The 17,657-nt window shown below is 62.7% G+C and carries 14 protein-coding genes; 5 read left to right on the forward strand and 9 right to left on the reverse strand.

From position 1 onward, the window contains the following. Nucleotides 1-12: 12 nt before the first annotated feature. Nucleotides 13-912 (forward strand): hypothetical protein, encoded by a 900-nt coding sequence (locus ABI582_RS25640; RefSeq protein WP_132844027.1) that lies wholly within the window; start codon nt 13-15, stop codon nt 910-912. 223 nt (nt 913-1,135) lie between these two features. Here ABI582_RS25640 and ABI582_RS25645 read toward each other — a convergent pair whose 3' ends face one another. The 9 genes from ABI582_RS25645 to ABI582_RS25685 form a co-directional block, all read right to left on the reverse strand. Further along, on the reverse strand, nt 1,136-2,104 hold the full coding sequence (locus ABI582_RS25645) for a peptide ABC transporter ATP-binding protein (protein ID WP_338746152.1): 969 nt from the start codon (nt 2,102-2,104) through the stop codon (nt 1,136-1,138). Next, a complete protein-coding gene (locus tag ABI582_RS25650; protein ID WP_338746153.1) occupies nt 2,104-3,072 on the reverse strand; it encodes an ABC transporter ATP-binding protein in 969 nt (322 codons plus the stop codon). Before ABI582_RS25650 ends, ABI582_RS25645 begins: the two co-directional genes overlap by 1 nt. A gap of 10 nt (nt 3,073-3,082) precedes the next feature. Next, nucleotides 3,083-4,009 (reverse strand): ABC transporter permease subunit, encoded by a 927-nt coding sequence (locus ABI582_RS25655; RefSeq protein ID WP_016501364.1) that lies wholly within the window; start codon nt 4,007-4,009, stop codon nt 3,083-3,085. A gap of 10 nt (nt 4,010-4,019) precedes the next feature. Further along, nucleotides 4,020-5,030, reverse strand: a complete 1,011-nt coding sequence (locus ABI582_RS25660; RefSeq protein ID WP_028614161.1) for an ABC transporter permease subunit — start codon at nt 5,028-5,030, stop codon at nt 4,020-4,022. A 91-nt stretch (nt 5,031-5,121) separates the two neighbouring features. Beyond that, nucleotides 5,122-6,717: an ABC transporter substrate-binding protein gene (locus ABI582_RS25665; RefSeq protein ID WP_442120645.1), complete on the reverse strand. Its 1,596-nt coding sequence runs from the start codon at nt 6,715-6,717 to the stop codon at nt 5,122-5,124. Nucleotides 6,718-6,812: 95 nt separating this feature from the next. Continuing rightward, nucleotides 6,813-8,192, reverse strand: coding sequence for an OprD family porin (locus ABI582_RS25670; protein WP_442120646.1), 1,380 nt, complete (start codon nt 8,190-8,192; stop codon nt 6,813-6,815). A gap of 225 nt (nt 8,193-8,417) precedes the next feature. Next, the gene (locus tag ABI582_RS25675) at nt 8,418-10,010 is read right to left on the reverse strand and encodes an ABC transporter substrate-binding protein (RefSeq protein ID WP_442120647.1); all 1,593 of its coding nucleotides are present in this window, start codon (nt 10,008-10,010) and stop codon (nt 8,418-8,420) included. A 147-nt stretch (nt 10,011-10,157) separates the two neighbouring features. Further along, complete coding sequence (locus ABI582_RS25680; protein ID WP_442120648.1) at nt 10,158-11,783, reverse strand: ABC transporter substrate-binding protein; 1,626 nt, start codon at nt 11,781-11,783, stop codon at nt 10,158-10,160. A gap of 395 nt (nt 11,784-12,178) precedes the next feature. Beyond that, nucleotides 12,179-12,895 carry an SIMPL domain-containing protein gene (locus ABI582_RS25685; RefSeq protein ID WP_442120649.1) on the reverse strand — a complete coding sequence of 239 codons (717 nt, stop codon included), beginning with the start codon at nt 12,893-12,895 and terminating at the stop codon, nt 12,179-12,181. Between the two features lie 201 nt (nt 12,896-13,096). Between ABI582_RS25685 and ABI582_RS25690 the strand changes: the two genes are divergently transcribed. From ABI582_RS25690 to ABI582_RS25705, 4 genes are all read left to right on the forward strand, one after another. Beyond that, nucleotides 13,097-14,353 carry an ATP-binding protein gene (locus ABI582_RS25690; RefSeq protein WP_016501358.1) on the forward strand — a complete coding sequence of 419 codons (1,257 nt, stop codon included), beginning with the start codon at nt 13,097-13,099 and terminating at the stop codon, nt 14,351-14,353. After that, nucleotides 14,353-14,913 carry a response regulator transcription factor gene (locus ABI582_RS25695; protein WP_003255244.1) on the forward strand — a complete coding sequence of 187 codons (561 nt, stop codon included), beginning with the start codon at nt 14,353-14,355 and terminating at the stop codon, nt 14,911-14,913. Before ABI582_RS25690 ends, ABI582_RS25695 begins: the two co-directional genes overlap by 1 nt. 210 nt (nt 14,914-15,123) lie before the next feature. Further along, nucleotides 15,124-16,065, forward strand: a complete 942-nt coding sequence (locus ABI582_RS25700) for an AEC family transporter (protein ID WP_019473925.1) — start codon at nt 15,124-15,126, stop codon at nt 16,063-16,065. A gap of 54 nt (nt 16,066-16,119) precedes the next feature. Continuing rightward, on the forward strand, nt 16,120-17,481 hold the full coding sequence (locus ABI582_RS25705; RefSeq protein WP_442120650.1) for an amino acid permease: 1,362 nt from the start codon (nt 16,120-16,122) through the stop codon (nt 17,479-17,481). Nucleotides 17,482-17,657 lie beyond the last annotated feature (176 nt).

Below are 17,657 nucleotides of genomic sequence, written 5' to 3' on the forward strand. Positions count from 1 at the left end.
GGCGAAAACATCATGATCACCCCTGCCGACTATCCCGCTGTCGATTCACAAAGCCGCTCAGGTGTTTCCTGGGCTGCGATCTTCGCTGGCGCCGCTACCGCAGCTGCCTTGTCACTGATCCTGGTGGTCCTTGGTGCAGGGCTTGGCTTCGCAGCCACTTCCCCTTGGGCCGATGAGGGGGCCAGTGCCAAGGCCCTGGGCATTTCCACCATCGTATGGCTGCTGCTGACGCAGATCATCGCTTCGGGCCTGGGCGGTTATATTGCCGGTCGGTTGCGGGTGAAATGGGCCAACCTGCATGGCGATGAAGTGTATTTCCGCGATACCGCGCATGGGTTCCTGTCCTGGGCTGTAGCTACCCTGGTTACGGCCATGCTGGTGCTGGGCGCTGCGGGCAACCTGGTGGGCGCTGGCGCCAGCGCGGCTTCGCAGGCGGCCACGGTATCGGCGGCTGCCGGTGGTGCGGCGGCGTCCGGTGACAACAACGATTCGATGGGCTATTTCGTCGATAGCTTGTTCCGTGGCGATGGCCCTGCACCCGTGAGCGACGATGCAGCCAATGGCGTGGCCGCACGCATCCTGGCCAAAGGCATTGCCAGCGATGGTGCGCTGCCTGCCGAAGACCGCACCTACCTGGCGCAGCTGGTAGCCCAGCGCACGCGTCTTACCCAGGCCGAGGCCGAAGCCCGCGTCGATCAGGTGATGGCCCAGGTGCAACAGCTGAAAGTGCAGGCCAAGCAAGCCGCTGATACCGCCGCCAAGGTAGCTGCCTGGACAGCCTTGTGGACCTTCGTCGCGCTGCTGTGTGGCGCCTTCTTCGCCAGCCTTGCAGCGCTCTACGGTGGTCGCCGTCGTGACCAGGTGCAGTGGCTGGAAGGTGAATACGTAGCCCATCGCACCATTCAACGTTAAGCAAGGAGAACCGACATGCGCTCGATACTGCTCTGGATGCTTGGTGTACCGATCCCGGTCATCATCCTCATCGCCATTTTCATGCATTGACCGAGAGGGCCGCTTTGCGGCCCTTTCGCAGCACAAGGCTGCTCCTACAGACGACCGCGATATCCCCTGTTATCGCGATCCCTTGTAGGAGCAGCCTTGTGCTGCGAATGGGGCGCAAAGCGCCCGCGGTCATCTACAGGAACTGCTCCGCATAGTGGCAAGCCACCTGCCGGCTACTCACCTGCCGCAACGCCGGCACCTCCTTGGCACAGCGTTCCGTCGCATACGGGCAACGCTTGTGAAATGCGCACCCATCCGGTGGATTCAGCGGGTTGGGCAGCTCCCCGACAATGCGGATCTTCGGCTTCAGCGGGTCCGGGTGAATGGCTGGCGTTGCCGACAGCAGCGCTTGGGTATACGGGTGCAGCGGTTTCTCGTAGATATCCCCTTTAGGCCCCATTTCCACCGGGCGCCCCAGGTACATCACCAGCACGTGATCGGCCACATGCCGCACCACCGCCAGGTTGTGCGAGATGAACACGTAGGCGGTGTCGAACTCCTTCTGCAAGTCCATGAAAAGGTTCAGCACCTGCGCCTGGATCGACACGTCCAGCGCCGAGGTCGGCTCGTCTGCCACCAGCACTTTGGGTTGCAGCATCATCGCCCGGGCCAGGGCAATTCGCTGGCGCTGGCCCCCGGAGAACATGTGCGGGTAGCGCTGGTAGTGTTCCGGGCGCAGGCCCACCTGCTCCATCATTTTTTGCACTTTCTCGCGCCGCTCGGCCTTGCTCAGCGAGGTGTTGATCAGCAGTGGTTCGGCCAGCTGGTCACCAATTTTCTGCCGTGGGTTGAGCGAGGCGTAGGGGCTCTGGAACACCATCTGCACATCGCGGCGCAGCTGCTTGCGCTGCGCCTTGCTGGCGCCTGTCACCTCGGTGCCGGCAATTTGCAGCGAGCCGGAAGACGGCTCTTCGATGAGGGTGAGGGCACGGGCCAGGGTCGACTTGCCGCAGCCGGACTCGCCGACCACCGCCAGGGTCTTGCCGGCTTCCAGTTCGAACGACACGCCATTCAGTGCGCGGACCAGGGCGTGGCCTTTGAACAGCCCGCGGGAGACTTCGTAATGCCGGGTCAGGTCCCGGGCAGATAGAACGACGGCCATCACGCCACCTCCTGGTTCAGCGGGTAGAAGCAACGCACCAGGCTGTGGGCCTGAGGATCGAGAGGCGGGCGCTGGCGCCGGCAGTTGTCCTGCACGTAGGGGCAGCGCGGCGACAACAGGCAGCCGACCGGGCGGTCGTAGCGGCCGGGGACGATGCCGGGCAGGGTGGCCAGGCGCTCGGCGCCGATGCTGTGCTCGGGGATCGCCGCCAGCAAGGCTTCGGTGTAAGGGTGGGCGGGCACGTCGAACAACGTCGGCACCTGGCCCACCTCGACGGCTTCGCCTGCGTACATCACGCATACTCGCCTGGCCGTTTCGGCGACCACGGCGAGGTCGTGGGTGATCAGGATGAGCGCCATGTTGCGCTCTTTCTGCAGGTTGACCAGCAGCTCCATGATCTGCGCCTGGATGGTCACGTCCAGCGCGGTGGTCGGCTCGTCAGCGATCAGCAGCTTGGGCTCGCCGGCAATGGCCATGGCAATCGCCACGCGCTGGCTCATGCCGCCAGACAGCTGGTGCGGGTAGGCATCCAGGCGGCTTTCCGCTGCCGGGATCTCGACCTTTTTCAACAGCTCAAGTGCACGCTGGCGCGCGGCCTTGCCCTTCAGGCCCAGGTGCTGGCGCAGCACTTCTTCGATCTGGTAGCCCACGGTATAGCTGGGGTTGAGCGCGGTCATGGGGTCCTGGAAGACCATGGCGATGTCCTTGCCCACCACCTTGCGCCGCTGGCGGCCGCTGAGCTTGAGCATGTCGGTGCCGTCGAAGCTGAGGGTGTCGGCGGTGATGCGCCCGGGGGCGTCGATCAGGCCCATCAAGGCCATCATGGTCACGGATTTGCCCGAGCCGGATTCGCCGACGATGGCCAGGATCTCGCCGGCGTCCACCGACAGGTCCAGGCCATCGACCACGGGTACCGCATTGGCATCGCCGAAGCGCACGTTCAGGTTTTTGATCTGCAACAGTGACATGGCGTTCTCCTCAGGCGGCGTTCTTGAGTTTCGGGTCCAGCGCATCGCGCAGGCCGTCGCCCATCAGGTTGATTGCCAGCACACTGAGCAGAATGGTCAGGCCGGGCAAGCTCACCACCCACCAGGCACGCTCGATGTAGTCACGGGCCGAAGCCAGCATGGTGCCCCACTCCGGGGTTGGCGGTTGCACGCCCAGGCCGAGGAAGCCCAGGGCGGCAGCGTCGAGGATCGCCGAGGAGAAGCTGAGGGTGGCCTGCACGATCAGTGGCGCCATGCAGTTGGGCAGCACGGTGACGAACATCAGCCGTGGCAGCCCGGCACCGGCCAGGCGTGCGGCGGTGACGTAGTCGCGATTCAGCTCCACCATCACTGCGGCGCGGGTCAGGCGTACGTAGGAGGGCAGGGAGACGATGGCGATGGCGATCACCGTGTTGATCAGGCCTGGGCCGAGGATGGCGACAATGGCCACGGCCAGCAGCAGGGAGGGCAGGGCCAGCATCACGTCCATCAGGCGCATGATCGACGGGCCGAGGATTTGCGGGAAGAAGCCGGCCAGCAGGCCCAGCAGGATGCCCGGGATCAGCGACATCACCACCGACGACAGGCCGATCAGCAGCGACAGCCGCGCGCCCTGGATCAAGCGCGAAAGCAGGTCGCGGCCCAGTTCGTCGGTGCCGAGGATGAACTGCCAGGTGCCGCCTTCGAGCCATACCGGCGGGGTCAGCAGGAAGTCGCGGTACTGCTCGCTCGGGTCATGCGGGGCGACCCATGGCGCGAACAGTGCGCAGAACACCACCAGGCACATGAAGGCCAGGCCCATCACTGCGCCTTTGTTGCGCGCAAAGGCTTGCCAGAATTCTTTGTACGGCGAGGGGTAGAGCAGGCTCTGGTCCACCGGGCTGGCCGGCGACACGGATTTTGCAATCGGGCTAGTCATGGCAAAGGCCTCAGCGCTGATGACGGATGCGTGGGTTGGCCAGGCCGTAGAGAATGTCCACGACGAAGTTGACCAGGATCACCAGGCAGGCAATCAACAGGATGCCGTTCTGGACCACGGGGTAGTCACGGGCACCGATGGCTTCGATCAGCCACTTGCCGATGCCCGGCCAGGAAAAGATGGTTTCGGTCAGCACCGCACCGGCCAGGAGGGTACCGACCTGCAGGCCGAACACCGTCAGCACCGGGATCAAGGCATTGCGCAGCCCGTGCACGAACACCACGCGGGCCGGCGACAGGCCTTTGGCACGGGCGGTGCGGATGTAGTCCTCGCGCAGCACTTCGAGCATCGACGAGCGGGTCATGCGGGCGATGACGGCCAGCGGGATGGTACCGAGCACGATGGCCGGCAGGATCAGGTGCATCACTGCGTCCTTGAACGCGCCTTCTTCGTCGCTGAGCAGGGTATCGATGAGCATGAAGCCGGTCTTCGGCTCGATGTCGTAGAGCAGGTCGATGCGCCCGGACACCGGGGTCCAGCCCAGGCTCACCGAGAAGAACATGATCAGGATCAGGCCCCACCAGAAGATCGGCATCGAGTAGCCGGCCAGGGATATGCCCATGACCCCGTGGTCGAACAGTGAACCGCGCTTGAGCGCGGCGATCACCCCGGCCAGCAGGCCGACGATGCCGGCAAATACCAGTGCAGCGAAGGCCAGTTCGAGGGTGGCCGGGAACAGCGTCAGGAATTCGGTCCACACGCTTTCGCGGGTGCGCAGCGATTCGCCCAGGTCACCCTGGGCCAGCTTGCCGACATAGTCCAGGTACTGGACCGGCAATGGCTTGTTCAGGCCCAGGCGTTCCATGGCCTGGGCGTGCATTTCGGGGTCGACCCTGCGCTCGCCCATCATCACTTCCACCGGGTCGCCGGGGATCAGGCGTATGAGCGCGAAGGTCAGCAACGTGATGCCGAAAAAGGTCGGTATCAGCAGGCCAAGGCGCCGGGCAATAAAACTCAACATTGTCGGGGTTACCTCATCAGGCCGTGGGGCGATCAGCCCGCTACGGCAATGCCGCCGGTTCCCGTGTGGGTTGCCGGCGGTCGTTGTTGTTCTACTTCACCTTGGTGGTGGCGAAGTTATTGTTGGTCAGAGGGCTGATCACGTAGCCCTCCACGTTGTCACGCATGGCGGTGAACATCTTCGGATGGGCCATGCTGATCCAGGGTTGGTCGTCATCGTACACCTTCAATGCCTCGCTATAGAGCCTTGCGCGCTCCTCGTTGTCGACCACCTCGCGGGCGCGGGTGATCAGTTCCTGGAATTTCGAGTTGCACCAGCGGGCGTAGTTCTCGCCGGTCTTGGCTGCGTCGCAACTGAGCAGCGGGGTGAGGAAGTTGTCCGGGTCGCCGTTGTCACCCGCCCAGCCGGCCGACACCAGGTCGGCTTCGCCCTTCTTGGCGCGGCGCAGCATTTCGGCCCATTCCATTACGCGGATATCCAGTTTCAGGCCGATCTGCTTCAGGTCCGACTGCAGCATTTCGGCGGACAACCGCGGGTTGGGGTTGGTCGGACCACCGCCGTTGCGGGTGAACAGGGTAATGACCGTTCCTTCTGGTACCCCGGCTTCCTTGAGCAGGGCGCGTGCATTTGCCAGGTCGCGGGGCGGGTTCTGGTTGCTGGTGTTGTAGCCAAGCATGGTCGGTGGGTAGGGGTTCACACCCACCAGCGCGTTGCCTTTGCCAAACAGCTGGTCGACGTGGGTCTGGCGGTCGAAAGCCATATTGATGGCTTTGCGCACGCGCACATCGCCGAGGTACTTGTGTTCGGTGTTCATGGCGATGTAGCCGGTGACTAGCGCTTCGATCTCGGCAACCTTGAGTTGCGGGTCGGCCTTGATCGATGGCACGTCATCCGGCTTGGGGTAGAGCGCGACCTGGCATTCGTTGGCGCGCAGCTTCTGCAGGCGCACGTTGCTGTCGGTGGCAATGGCGAATATCAGGGCATCGGCCGGTGGCTTGCCGCGGAAGTAGTCCGGGTTGGGCTTGAAGCGCACCTGCGCATCCTTGTTGTAGCGCTGGAAGATGAACGGGCCGGTGCCGATCGGCTTGTTGTTCAGCTGGGCGGTTTTACCGGCCTTGAGCAACTGGTCGCCGTACTCGGCGGAGTAGATCGAGGTGAAACCCATGGCCATGTCATGCAGGAACGGTGCTTCCGGCCGTGTGAGGGTGATCACCACGGTGTGCTCGTCGGTCTTGATCACCGATTTGAGCAGTTGCCTGAAGGCCATGCTTTCAAAATACGGGTAGCCGACACTGGTCTTGTCGTGCCACGGGTGGTTCGGGTCAAGCTGGCGGTTGAGGCTCCACAGCACATCGTCGGCGTTGAAGTCGCGGGTTGGCTTGAAGTAGTCGGTGGTGTGGAACTTCACCCCTTGGCGCAGGTGGAAAGTGTAGGTCAGCCCGTCTGGCGAAATGTCCCAGCGTTCGGCCAGGGCCGGCTGGAGGTCGGTGGTGCCGGGCTTGAAGTCGACCAGGCGGTTGAACACGGTTTCGGCCGATGCATCGAAGGTGACCGCCGTCGTGTATTGAACAACGTCGAATCCTTCCGGGCTGGCTTCGGTGCATACCACCAGCGGTTTGGCCGCCAGTTGCGTGGCGCTACCCAGCACCAGTGCGGCCAGGGCCAGGCGTAGCGGTAGCGATCTCATGAAAGTTCTCTGCATCGGTTGAAGGCTCCCTGCTTTTGCATTGATTCCAGCGTAGCCGCCACGGCCCGCTACGAAGTGGGCCGTGGCGCCGGCGGTCAGAGAATGTTGAATGGAATGGTGGTAACCACGCGGAATTCATCCAGGCTGCCATCGGCCTGGGCCTTGCTGGCCCGATGCGCGGTATAGGTGGCGCGGATGCTGGTGTCTTTCAGCGGCCCGCTCTGCACCGCGTAGCTGGTGCCGATGCCCCACTCGTAGTGGGTTTCGCCGTTCAGGCCATTCACGTCATAGGCAGTGCCGCGATAGTGGGTGCCGTCGATGCCCCAGCCACGGGCGTTGTACAGGTTGAACTTCAGGCCCGGCACGCCGTAGGGCGCCATGTTCAGCACATAGGAAAGCTGCAGCGACTTCTCGTTGGGGCCGTTGAAGTCCGACAACAGCGAGTTGGCCAGGTAGATGCCGTTGGTTTCGTGCAGGTAGTCGAAGTACTCGTTGCCGTTCACCTGCTGCCACGAGGCGCTGAGGGTATGGGCCTGGTGGGTCAGGCCGAGCGACAGGCTGTAGGTGTCGTTGTCGATCTTGCCCATTTTCTGGCTACCGGCATCGACGGTCTTGTAGTAGTTCAGGCCGGTGCTCAGGCTGAGCACTGCGCTGTCGCCGAGCACGTGGTTGGCGCCGAAGTAGTACTGGTTCCAGAAGTCGTCGACCTGGGTGGCGTACAGGCTGGTGCTCAGGCTTTTGAACGGCTGGTAATTGATGCCGGCAGTGCTGGCGCGGTCGGTTTCCACGCCGGTGGCGCCGTACTCGCTGCGGAACTTGCTCAAGCTCTGTTCCGAGCGTGGCGAGACGCGGTCGAAGGTACCCAGGTCGAAGCTCAGGTTGTCGAACTCGGCGCTGTGCAGAAACGCGCCCTGAAAACTCGATGGCAAGGCGCGGTTGCCGATGTAGGCGAGCATCGGTGTGTCCACCGACTGGCGGCCGAGGGTAAGGGTGGTATTGGACACCCGCGCCTTGATGTTGCCCAGGCCCAGTTTGCTCCACTGGCCGACGGGGTCGCCATCGCTGTGGGTGAGGGTGCGGTTGTTGGGGCCGGCGATGGCCTCGCGGCTCTGCTGCAGGGCGATGGCGTTGTAGCCCGCGGCCTCGACGGCGAAGCCCACGGTGCCTTCGGTGAAGCCAGAGCTGTAGTTGAGGATGCTGCCCTGCACCCAGTTTTCGCGGGTGTGGGTAGGGTGGCGGGTGCCGTCGCCCTTGTAGTAGCGCCACAGCGGTGCGCGTGTAGCGCGTTCGCGGGCGTACCAGTTGCGGGTGGTGCCGGACAGGCTCTGGCCGTCGATGAAACCGCTGGCTTGCGCCTGCTCGCTGCTGGCTTTGAGGGTGAGCGGGATGAAGGCCTGGCTTTGCGGATCGGCCTGGGCCACGGTGGAAAAGGCACTGATGGATAAGGCCAGTGCGGTCAGGGTGAATACTCTCAAGGTTGAAGCTCCCATTTTTTTAGTTATTGCCGGCCTTGTGAGCCGGGTTTTTGCTGCGGTGTTGCCAGAGTTGCCCGGGGTCGCCGGGCTGAATCGGGGAGTCGTGCTACCTGTACCGGCCCTTTCGCGGGCGTGCCCGCTCCCACAGGTTGGGCGCAAGGTCCGAACCTGTAGAGATCCTGTGGGAGCGGGCAAACCCGCGAAGAGGCCGGTACTGGCTAACGCTTAATCAACACTCACACCGGAGAAATCATTGCGCCCAAACGGGCTGACCTTGAACCCGGAAACCTTGACGCTGAGCGGCTGGTTCACCGTGGAATGCGCCACCGGGGTAATCGGCACCTGCTGCTTGAGCCGCTGCTGGGCCTGCCGGTACAGGGCGCTGCGCTGGCCTTGGTCGGTGACCTGCTTGGCCTGCTTGACCAGGCTGTCGTACTGCGGGTCGCACCACAGCGAGTAGTTGTTGCTGCCGATGGCATCGCAGCTGTAGAGGGTGCCCAGCCAGTTGTCCGGGTCGCCGTTGTCGCCGGTCCAGCCAATCAGGGCGATGTCGTGTTCGCCGCTTTTCATGCGCTTGAGGTACTCGCCCCATTCGTAACTGACGATGCGCACCTTGAAACCAAGCTTGTTCCAGTCGGCCTGGAGCATTTCGGCCATCAGCTTGGCGTTGGGGTTGTACGGGCGTTGCACCGGCATGGCCCACAGGGTGACTTCGGTGCCAGGTTTGACGCCGGCCTGCTGGAGTAACTGTTTGGCCTTTTCCGGGTCGTAAGGTGCGTCCTTGAGGCTTTCGTCATAGGACCACTGGGTGGGTGGCATGGCGTTGACCGCCAGTTGGCCGGAGTCCTGATACACCGCCTGCAGGATGGCTTTCTTGTTCACCGCCATATCCATCGCCTGGCGCACCTCCAGCCGGTCGAAGGGTGGGTGCTGGGTGTTGTAGGCGATGTAGCCGAGGTTGAAGCCCGGTTGCTGCAGTACCTGCAGCGAACGGTCGGCCTTGAGCGCCGGCAGGTCGGCGGGGCGTGGGTGCAGGGTGACCTGGCATTCGTTGCGGCGCAGCTTCTGGATGCGTACCGAGGGGTCGATGTTGATCGAGAACACCAGGTTGTCGATCTTCACTTCATCCGGTGCCCAGTAATCCTTGTTGCCCTTGTAGCGGATCTGCGAATCCTTCTGGTAACGCTGGAACACGAACGGCCCGGTGCCGATGGGCTGCTGGTTGATGTCGCTCGGCCTTGCGCTGGCCATCAGTTGTTCGGCGTATTCGGCGGACAGGATGGAAGCGAAGCTCATGGCCAGGTTCTGGATGAACGCGGCATCGACCGTGTTCAGGCTGAATGCCACGGTGAGTGGGTCGATTTTCTCGACGCGGGCGATGTTCTTGTCCAGGCCCATGCTGACGAAGTACGGAAACTCGGTGGGGTAGGCCTGCCGGAACGGGTGGCCCTTGTCGAGCATGCGGTTGAAGGTGAACAGCACGTCGTCGGCGTTGAAGTCGCGGCCAGGTTTGAAGGCCTTGTTGCTGTGGAACTTCACCCCTTCACGCAGGTGGAAGGTGTAGCGCAAGCCATCGTCGGACACCTCCCAGCGGGTGGCCAGGGCAGGGTGCACGGCGGTACCGCCGCGCTCGAATTCGACCAGGCGGTTGTAGACCGGTTCGGCGGCGTCGTTGTCGGTGGCGCTGGTGTACTGGGCGGTGTCGAAACCGGCGGGGCTGCCTTCGGAGCAGAACACCAGGTTGTTGGCCAGCAGGGCCGGGGACTGGCTGATCAGGCCAAGGGCCAGGAGGGTGGACAGGCGGGTGGTGTGGCGCATGACAAGTCCTTTTTCAGCTGTTTGCGCCGCCTCGGGGTGCGAATGGCGGCAACAGTTTGCCGACCCCGCAGCGGATAGCCGCAGGACGACAGGAAAGGGTGGCAAGGATGGCAGGGCACCCACCGCTCGGCGGGTGCCACGGTCAGGCTATTTGTCCACGCTGACGCCGTAGAAGGCGTTCAGCGAGAATGGGCTGATCTTGAAGTCCTTCACCTTGGCGCTCATGGGCTGGTACACGGTGGAGTGGGCGATCGGGGTGATCGGCACCTGCTCCTTGAGGATGTGCTGCGCCTTTTGGTAAAGCTCGGTGCGCTTGGCCTGGTCGGAGGTGGCCTTGGCCTGCTTGATCAGGTCGTCGTAGGGCTTGTAGCACCACTTGGAGAAGTTGTTGCCGTCGACGGCATCGCAACCGTAGAGGGTACCCAGCCAGTTGTCCGGGTCGCCGTTGTCGCCGCTCCAGCCAATCAGCATGGCGCCCTGTTCGCCGCCCTTGGAGCGTTTGATGTACTCGCCCCATTCATAGCTGACGATCTTTGCCTTGATGCCGATCTTGGCCCAGTCGGATTGCAGCATTTCGGCCATCAGTTTGGCATTGGGGTTGTACGGGCGTTGCACGGGCATGGCCCACAGGGTGATCTCGGTGCCTTCCTTGATGCCGGCTTCCTTCAGCAGTTGCTTGGCTTTCTCCGGGTCGAAGGCGGCGTCCTTGATGCTGTCGTCATAGGACCATTGGGTTGGCGGCATGCCATTGACTGCCAACTGGCCGGCCCCCTGGTAGACCGACTCGATGATCTTCTTCTTGTCGACGGCCATGTCCAGCGCCTGGCGCACTTTCAGCTGGGCCATGGGGTTGGGCTCGTTGCTGCCCTTGATCTTGTCCATCACGTTGTAGGCGATGTAGCCGAGGTTGAAGCCGGCTTGATGGGGCATTTGCAGGTTCTTGTCGGCCTTTAGCGGCTCGATGTCGGCCGGGCGCGGGAACAGGGTGACCTGGCACTCGTTCTTCTTCAGCTTCTGCATGCGCACCGAGGCATCGGTGGTGATGGCGAAGATCAGGTTGTCGATCTTCACGTCATCGGGTTGCCAGTAGTCCTTGTTGCCCTTGAAGCGGATTTGCGCGTCCTTCTGGTACTTGCTGAACACGAACGGGCCGGTGCCGATCGGTTTCTGGTTGATGTCGGCCGCCTTGCCATTCTTGAGCAGCTGGTCGGCGTATTCGGCGGACTGGATGGAAGCAAAGCTCATGGCCAGGTTCTGGATGAACGCGGCGTCGACTTCGTTGAGGGTGAACTTGACCGTGTGCTCGTCGAGCTTCTCCACCTCGGCGATGTTCTTGTCCATGCCCATGTCGGTGAAGTACGGGAACTCGGTGGGGTACGCCTTGCGGAACGGGTTGTCCTTGTCGAGCATGCGGTTGAAGGTGAACAGCACGTCGTCGGCGTTGAAGGGGCGGCTGGGCTTGAAGTAGTCGGTGGTATGGAATTTGACCCCTTCGCGCAGGTGGAAGGTGTAGGCCTTGCCGTCGTCGGACACTTCCCATTTGGTCGCCAGGCCCGGGATGACCGCAGTGCCGCCCCGTTCGAACTGGGTCAGGCGGTTGAACACGGTCTCTGCCGAGGCGTCGAAGTCGGTCCCGGTGGTGTACTGCCCCGGGTCGAAACCGGCCGGGCTGCCTTCGGAGCAGAACACCAGGTTGGACGCGGCAAGCGCCGACGGTGCGCCGGTGAGCAAGCCTGCGCCAAGCAGGAACGGAATGACTGCGTGTTTGAGCATGGTGGCCTCATTGTTGTCATTTTTTGGATGAGGTGGCCTCGTGAGCCGACCTGAGGATACTTATGCAGGGGGTGTTCCCAATGCAACAGGTAGAAGGATAGTTGGCGCCGGAAAAGTGGTACGACCGTACATGGATGTCGCATCGGTATAACTTTCGACGAAGTCAAACGTTTGCGCGGGCAAAATGATGGCATTTTGCGAGATGTTTCAAGGCGGGTGTAGGCGTAGGGTGCACCTTGGTGGTGCGTAGGAAACGTCCGAAAACGCTGAATTCGGCGCGGTCCCTGTGGGAGCGGTCATGTCGAACCGCCGCGAACAGGGGCGAAGCCCGTGCCATCCATTGCGGTGGCTTCTTCGCTGGGCTCGCCCGCTCCCACGGGGGATTCGTGAACTATTTAGGGCATCTGCACTTCGATCAGGCCATCAGCGTTCATGCTCACTTCACTGGTGCCCGCCTCGATGTCCGGCGCTGGCGCTGCTTCATCAGCCCCCATGGCTTTCATTGCCATCGGCGTACTGCGCAGGTACGGGCGCGGGTAACCGCTGCTGTTGAGGTTCAGGCTGACCACTTTGTAGCCCTTGCCGCCCAGCGCTTCGGTGGCCAGTTGCGCGCGCGCCTTGAAGGCATCCACCGCATCCTTGAGCAGTGCATCCTCGCTGGCCTTGCGCGTGGCCGGGGCGATGGAGAAGTCCATGCCGCCCATTTTCAGCTCTTGCAGCAGGTCGGCGGTAAGCTGGGACAAGGCCGGGAAGTTGTCGCTTTCCAGGCGCAGCTCGGCGCGCTCGCGCCAGCCGGTAATCTTCTGGCCCTTGCTGTCATACACCGGATAGCTGTTGCGGCTGCCCTGGCTGATCTTCACGTCCTTGACCTGGCGCGACTGCTGCACGGCCTTGTTCATGGTTTCGGTGATCTGCTTGGCGAGCTTGCCCGGGTCGGTGTTCTGCGCTTCGCTGTACAGGGTCACGACCATCAGGTCGCGCGCCACTTCCTTGCTCACTTCGGCCCGCAGCGAGACCTGGTTGTAACGTGGCTCATCGGCAGCCAGCGCCGGCAGGCTGGCGAGCAAGCCGCAGGACAGGATCAGGGCGGCGCCGCGACGTGGGATTTGCATGTGGTACTCCTTGGCAATAAAAGGCGTGGGGTTTGGTCATCCATTCCACGCATGGCCCATCAGACCGGCAACAGTGTAGTGGGTTCAAAAGTGCCATCATCAACCTGTGACAAAGTGTGGCGCTTTGCCGCATCGCTGCAGTGAGGCGCCCGGCTTCGGTATACTCCAGCCGATTTTCTGGAGCACTCATCAGGAGAGCTCATGCTCGCTGCCGTACAACCGCTGTCCGCTACCCGCCAGAACCTGTGGCGCCTGACCGTCATTCGGGTCCTGGTCCTGGCTGCCCAGGCCGGCTCCGTGGGCGTCGCCTACTGGACCGAATTGCTGCCGTTGCCCTGGCTGTCGCTGGCTGGCACCTTGGCGTTGTCCTCGCTGCTGTGTGCCTTTACGGCGCTGCGCCTGCGCCTGTCGCTGCCAGTCACCGAAATGGAGTACGCCCTGCAGCTGGCCTGCGACCTGCTGATCCACAGTGCCTTGCTGTACTACTCCGGCGGCTCGACAAACCCGTTCGTGTCGTATTACCTGGTACCGCTGGCGATTGCCGCGGTGACCTTGCCGTGGCTGTATTCGCTGATTCTGTCGGGTATCGCCCTGACCGCCTACAGCCTGCTGCTGGTGCAGTTCTACCCGCTTGAAGGCCTGCCCATGGCGCGGGACAAGATGCAGGTCTACGGCATGTGGCTGAGCATTGCCCTCGCCGCAGCGGTGATTACCTTCTTTGCCGCGCGCATGGCCGAAGAGCTGCGCCGCCAGGAGCAGCTGCGCTCCGAACGGCGTGAAGAAAGCCTGCGTGACGAGCAATTGCTGGCCGTGGCCACCCAGGCCGCCGGTGCCGCCCATGAGCTGGGCACGCCGCTGGCGACCATGAGCGTGCTGATCAACGAAATGCGCCAGGACCATACCGACCCGCTGCTGCAGGAAGACCTGCAGATCCTCCAGGACCAGGTAAAGCTGTGCAAAGAGACCTTGCAACAGCTGGTGCGCGCCGCCGAGGCCAACCGCCGCCTGGCGATCGTGGAGCAGGATGTGACCGCCTGGCTGGACGAGGCGCTGAACCGTTGGCACCTGATGCGCCCCGAAGCCAGCTACCGCTTCCAGCGCCTGCGCGATGGCAAGGTGCCGCGGCTGACGCCGCCGCCAGACCTGACCCAGGCGTTGCTGAACCTGTTGAACAATGCCGCCGATGCCTGCCCCGATGACCTGGAGGTGCACCTGGACTGGGATGCCCAGGACATCGTCATCAGCATCCGCGACCATGGCCCTGGCGTGCCGCCGGCCATTGCCGAAGCCATCGGCAAACCCTTCATTACCACCAAAGGCAAAGGCTTCGGCCTGGGCCTGTTCTTGAGCAAGGCCAGCGTGACCCGTGCGGGCGGTTCGGTAAAACTCTATAGTCATGAACAGGGTGGCACCCTGACCGAATTGCGCCTGCCCTATGGCAAGCGAGGAGATGAATGATGAGCGAAGAAAACCAGGTCGAAAGCGAAGAGCTGCCGCACCTGCTGTTGGTGGATGACGATGCCACCTTCACCCGGGTCATGGCCCGGGCAATGAGCCGTCGCGGTTTCCGCGTGAGCACCGCCAGTTCTGCCGAAGAAGGCTTGATCCTGGCGCAGCAGGACTTGCCGGACTACGCCACGCTGGACCTGAAGATGGACGGTGATTCCGGCCTTGTGCTGCTGCCCAAGCTGCTGGAGCTGGACCCGGAAATGCGCGTGGTGATCCTGACCGGTTACTCGAGCATTGCCACCGCTGTGGAAGCGGTCAAGCGCGGTGCCTGCAATTACCTGTGCAAGCCGGCTGACGCTGACGACGTGCTGGCAGCGTTGCTGTCGGAACACACCGACCTGGATACCCTGGTGCCGGAAAACCCCATGTCGGTCGACCGCCTGCAGTGGGAACACATCCAGCGCGTGCTGAACGAGCACGAGGGCAACATTTCGGCCACCGCACGGGCGCTGGGCATGCACCGGCGGACCTTGCAGCGCAAGCTGCAGAAGCGCCCGGTCCGGCGCTGAGTCCGCGTTGCCCTCTTCGCGGGGCAAGCCCGCTCCCACAGGTCCTGCACAGGTCTGGAGATTTGTGCGATACCTGTGGCAGCGGGCTTGTCCCGCGAAGAGGCCATAACTGACAGAACCTTCTCTTTATCGCCCCGCGATCCCCGCAAATACCAGCCGTTGGCGTATCATTAGCCACCTAACGGCAACCCCCTCCAGGATCGCTTGCGCATGCTCGCCCTTCTTATCCAGACGCTGAACATCACGGCACCGGTCTTCGCCATGCTGTTCATGGGCGTGCTGCTTAAACGCATTCACCTGATCGACGACAATTTCAACCGCGTCGCCTCGCAGTTGGTGTTCAACGTCTGCATGCCGGCGCTGCTGTTCCTCGGTATCTACCACGCCGACCTGGCTGCAGCGGTAAAGCCCGGTGTCATCCTCTACTTCATCGCCGCCACCCTGGTTGGCTTTGCCGTCGCCTGGGGCATGGCCATCTGGCGCAGCCCGCTGGCAGACCGGGGCATCTATACCCAGGGCGCGTTCCGCGGCAACAACGGCGTCATCGGCCTGGCCCTGGCTGCCAGTTTGTACGGCGACTACGGTATTTCCCTGGGGGCGGTGCTCGCCGGGTTGGTCATCCTCATGTACAACTCGCTGTCGGCCGTAGTGCTGGCGGTGTACAGCCCGGACCTGAAGTCCGACCCGTGGAGCATCTGCAAGAGCATCTTCAGCAACCCGCTGATCATCAGCGTGCTGGTCGCGACACCCATGGCTTACGGCCAGGTGCCGCTACCCAACTGGCTGCTGACTTCAGGTGATTACCTGGCGCAGATGACCCTGCCGCTGGCGTTGATGTGCATTGGCGGCACCCTGTCGCTGGCGGCCTTGCGCGACAGCGGCCGGCTGGCCATCGACGCCAGCCTGGTGAAGATGGTCTGGCTACCGTTGGTTGGCACCCTCGGCGCGTGGCTGTGCGGCTTTCGCGGCGCCGAACTGGGCATCCTGTTCCTGTACATCGGCAGCCCGACCGCAGCCGCCAGTTACGTCATGGCGCGGGCGGCCAACGGCAACCATGAGCTGGCTGCATCGATCATCGTGATCACCACGTTAATGGCGGCAATCACCACCAATATCGGCATTTTCATCTTGCAGTGGGGCGGATGGATCTAGATCCTTGACTGCAAACAACACAAAAAACAGCCTCACTGAACTAAAGGACACTTCATGCAAGACCAGAGCACGCCCGAGCAGTTACAGCGCGGGCTGAAGAATCGCCATATCCAGCTGATCGCACTGGGAGGTGCTATTGGTACCGGTTTGTTCCTGGGTATCGCCCAGACCATTCAGCTGGCTGGCCCTTCCGTATTGCTGGGGTATGCCATTGCTGGCCTGATGGCCTTCCTGATCATGCGCCAGTTGGGTGAAATGGTGGTGGAAGAGCCGGTGGCCGGTAGCTTCAGCCACTTTGCCCACCAGTACTGGAGCGAGTTTGCAGGCTTTGTGTCGGGCTGGAACTACTGGGTGGTGTATGTGCTGGTGGGCATGGCCGAGCTGACGGCTGTGGGTATCTATGTGCAGTACTGGTGGCCGGATTTCCCCACCTGGGCCACGGCGGCGATCTTCTTCGTGGTGATCAACCTGATCAACCTGACCCAGGTGAAGGTCTACGGCGAAATGGAATTCTGGTTCGCTCTGATCAAGGTGGTGGCCATCGTCAGCATGATCGGCTTCGGCGCCTGGTTGCTGAGCAGCGGCCATGGCGGCCCGGATGCCAGTGTGGCCAACCTGTGGCAGTACGGCGGCTTCTTCCCTAACGGTGTCAGCGGCCTGGTGATGGCGCTGGCGGTGATCATGTTCTCGTTCGGTGGCCTGGAGCTGGTGGGTATCACCGCTGCCGAGGCCGACAACCCGCGTCAGAGCATCCCCAAGGCCACCAACCAGGTGGTATACCGCATCCTGATCTTCTACATCGGTGCCCTGGCGGTGCTGCTGTCGCTGTACCCGTGGCAGAAGGTGGTGCAGGGCGGTAGCCCGTTCGTGATGATCTTCCACGAGCTGGACAGCGACCTTGTGGCGACCATTCTCAATATCGTGGTGCTGACGGCTGCGCTGTCGGTCTACAACAGCTGCGTATACGCCAACAGCCGCATGCTGTTTGGTCTGGCCAGCCAGGGCGACGCACCGCGGCAGTTGCTGAAAGTCAGCCGCAGCGGTGTGCCGCTGACTGCGCTGGGCGTGTCGGCCTTCGCGACCGGGCTGTGCGTGGTGATCAACTACCTGATGCCGGGCGAGGCCTTTGGCTTGCTGATGGCCCTGGCGGTGTCGGCACTGGTGATCAACTGGGCGAGCATCAGCATTACCCACCTGAAGTTCCGAAAGGCCAAGCTGGCGGCCGGGATTACCCCTTTCTACAAGAGCCTGGGGCACCCGCTGACCAACTACCTGTGCCTGGCATTCATCGTGCTGATTCTGGTGGTGATGTACCTGACTCCGCCGATTCGCATCTCGGTGATGCTGATCCCGGCATGGATTGCCTTGCTGTGGGTGGCCTTCAAGCTGAAGAAGGCTCGGCAGGTTCGCCGTTAGATTTGTATCGCCTGTGAGATCGAGCGCCGCCCGCGCGGCGCATCGCGAGCTAAGCTCGCTCCTACGTTTGTTTCGGGCCAGTAACGCCTGTAGCAAGGCGCGCGCGACCGCTTTGTTCGTACGACGCGATATCGAGCTAAATGCCGAGGCGTCCGCGCGTAAATCTCCCAGAAATG

This window comes from Pseudomonas sp. SAS7, from assembly GCF_052112345.1.
GTDB lineage: Bacteria > Pseudomonadota > Gammaproteobacteria > Pseudomonadales > Pseudomonadaceae > Aquipseudomonas > Aquipseudomonas putida_Q.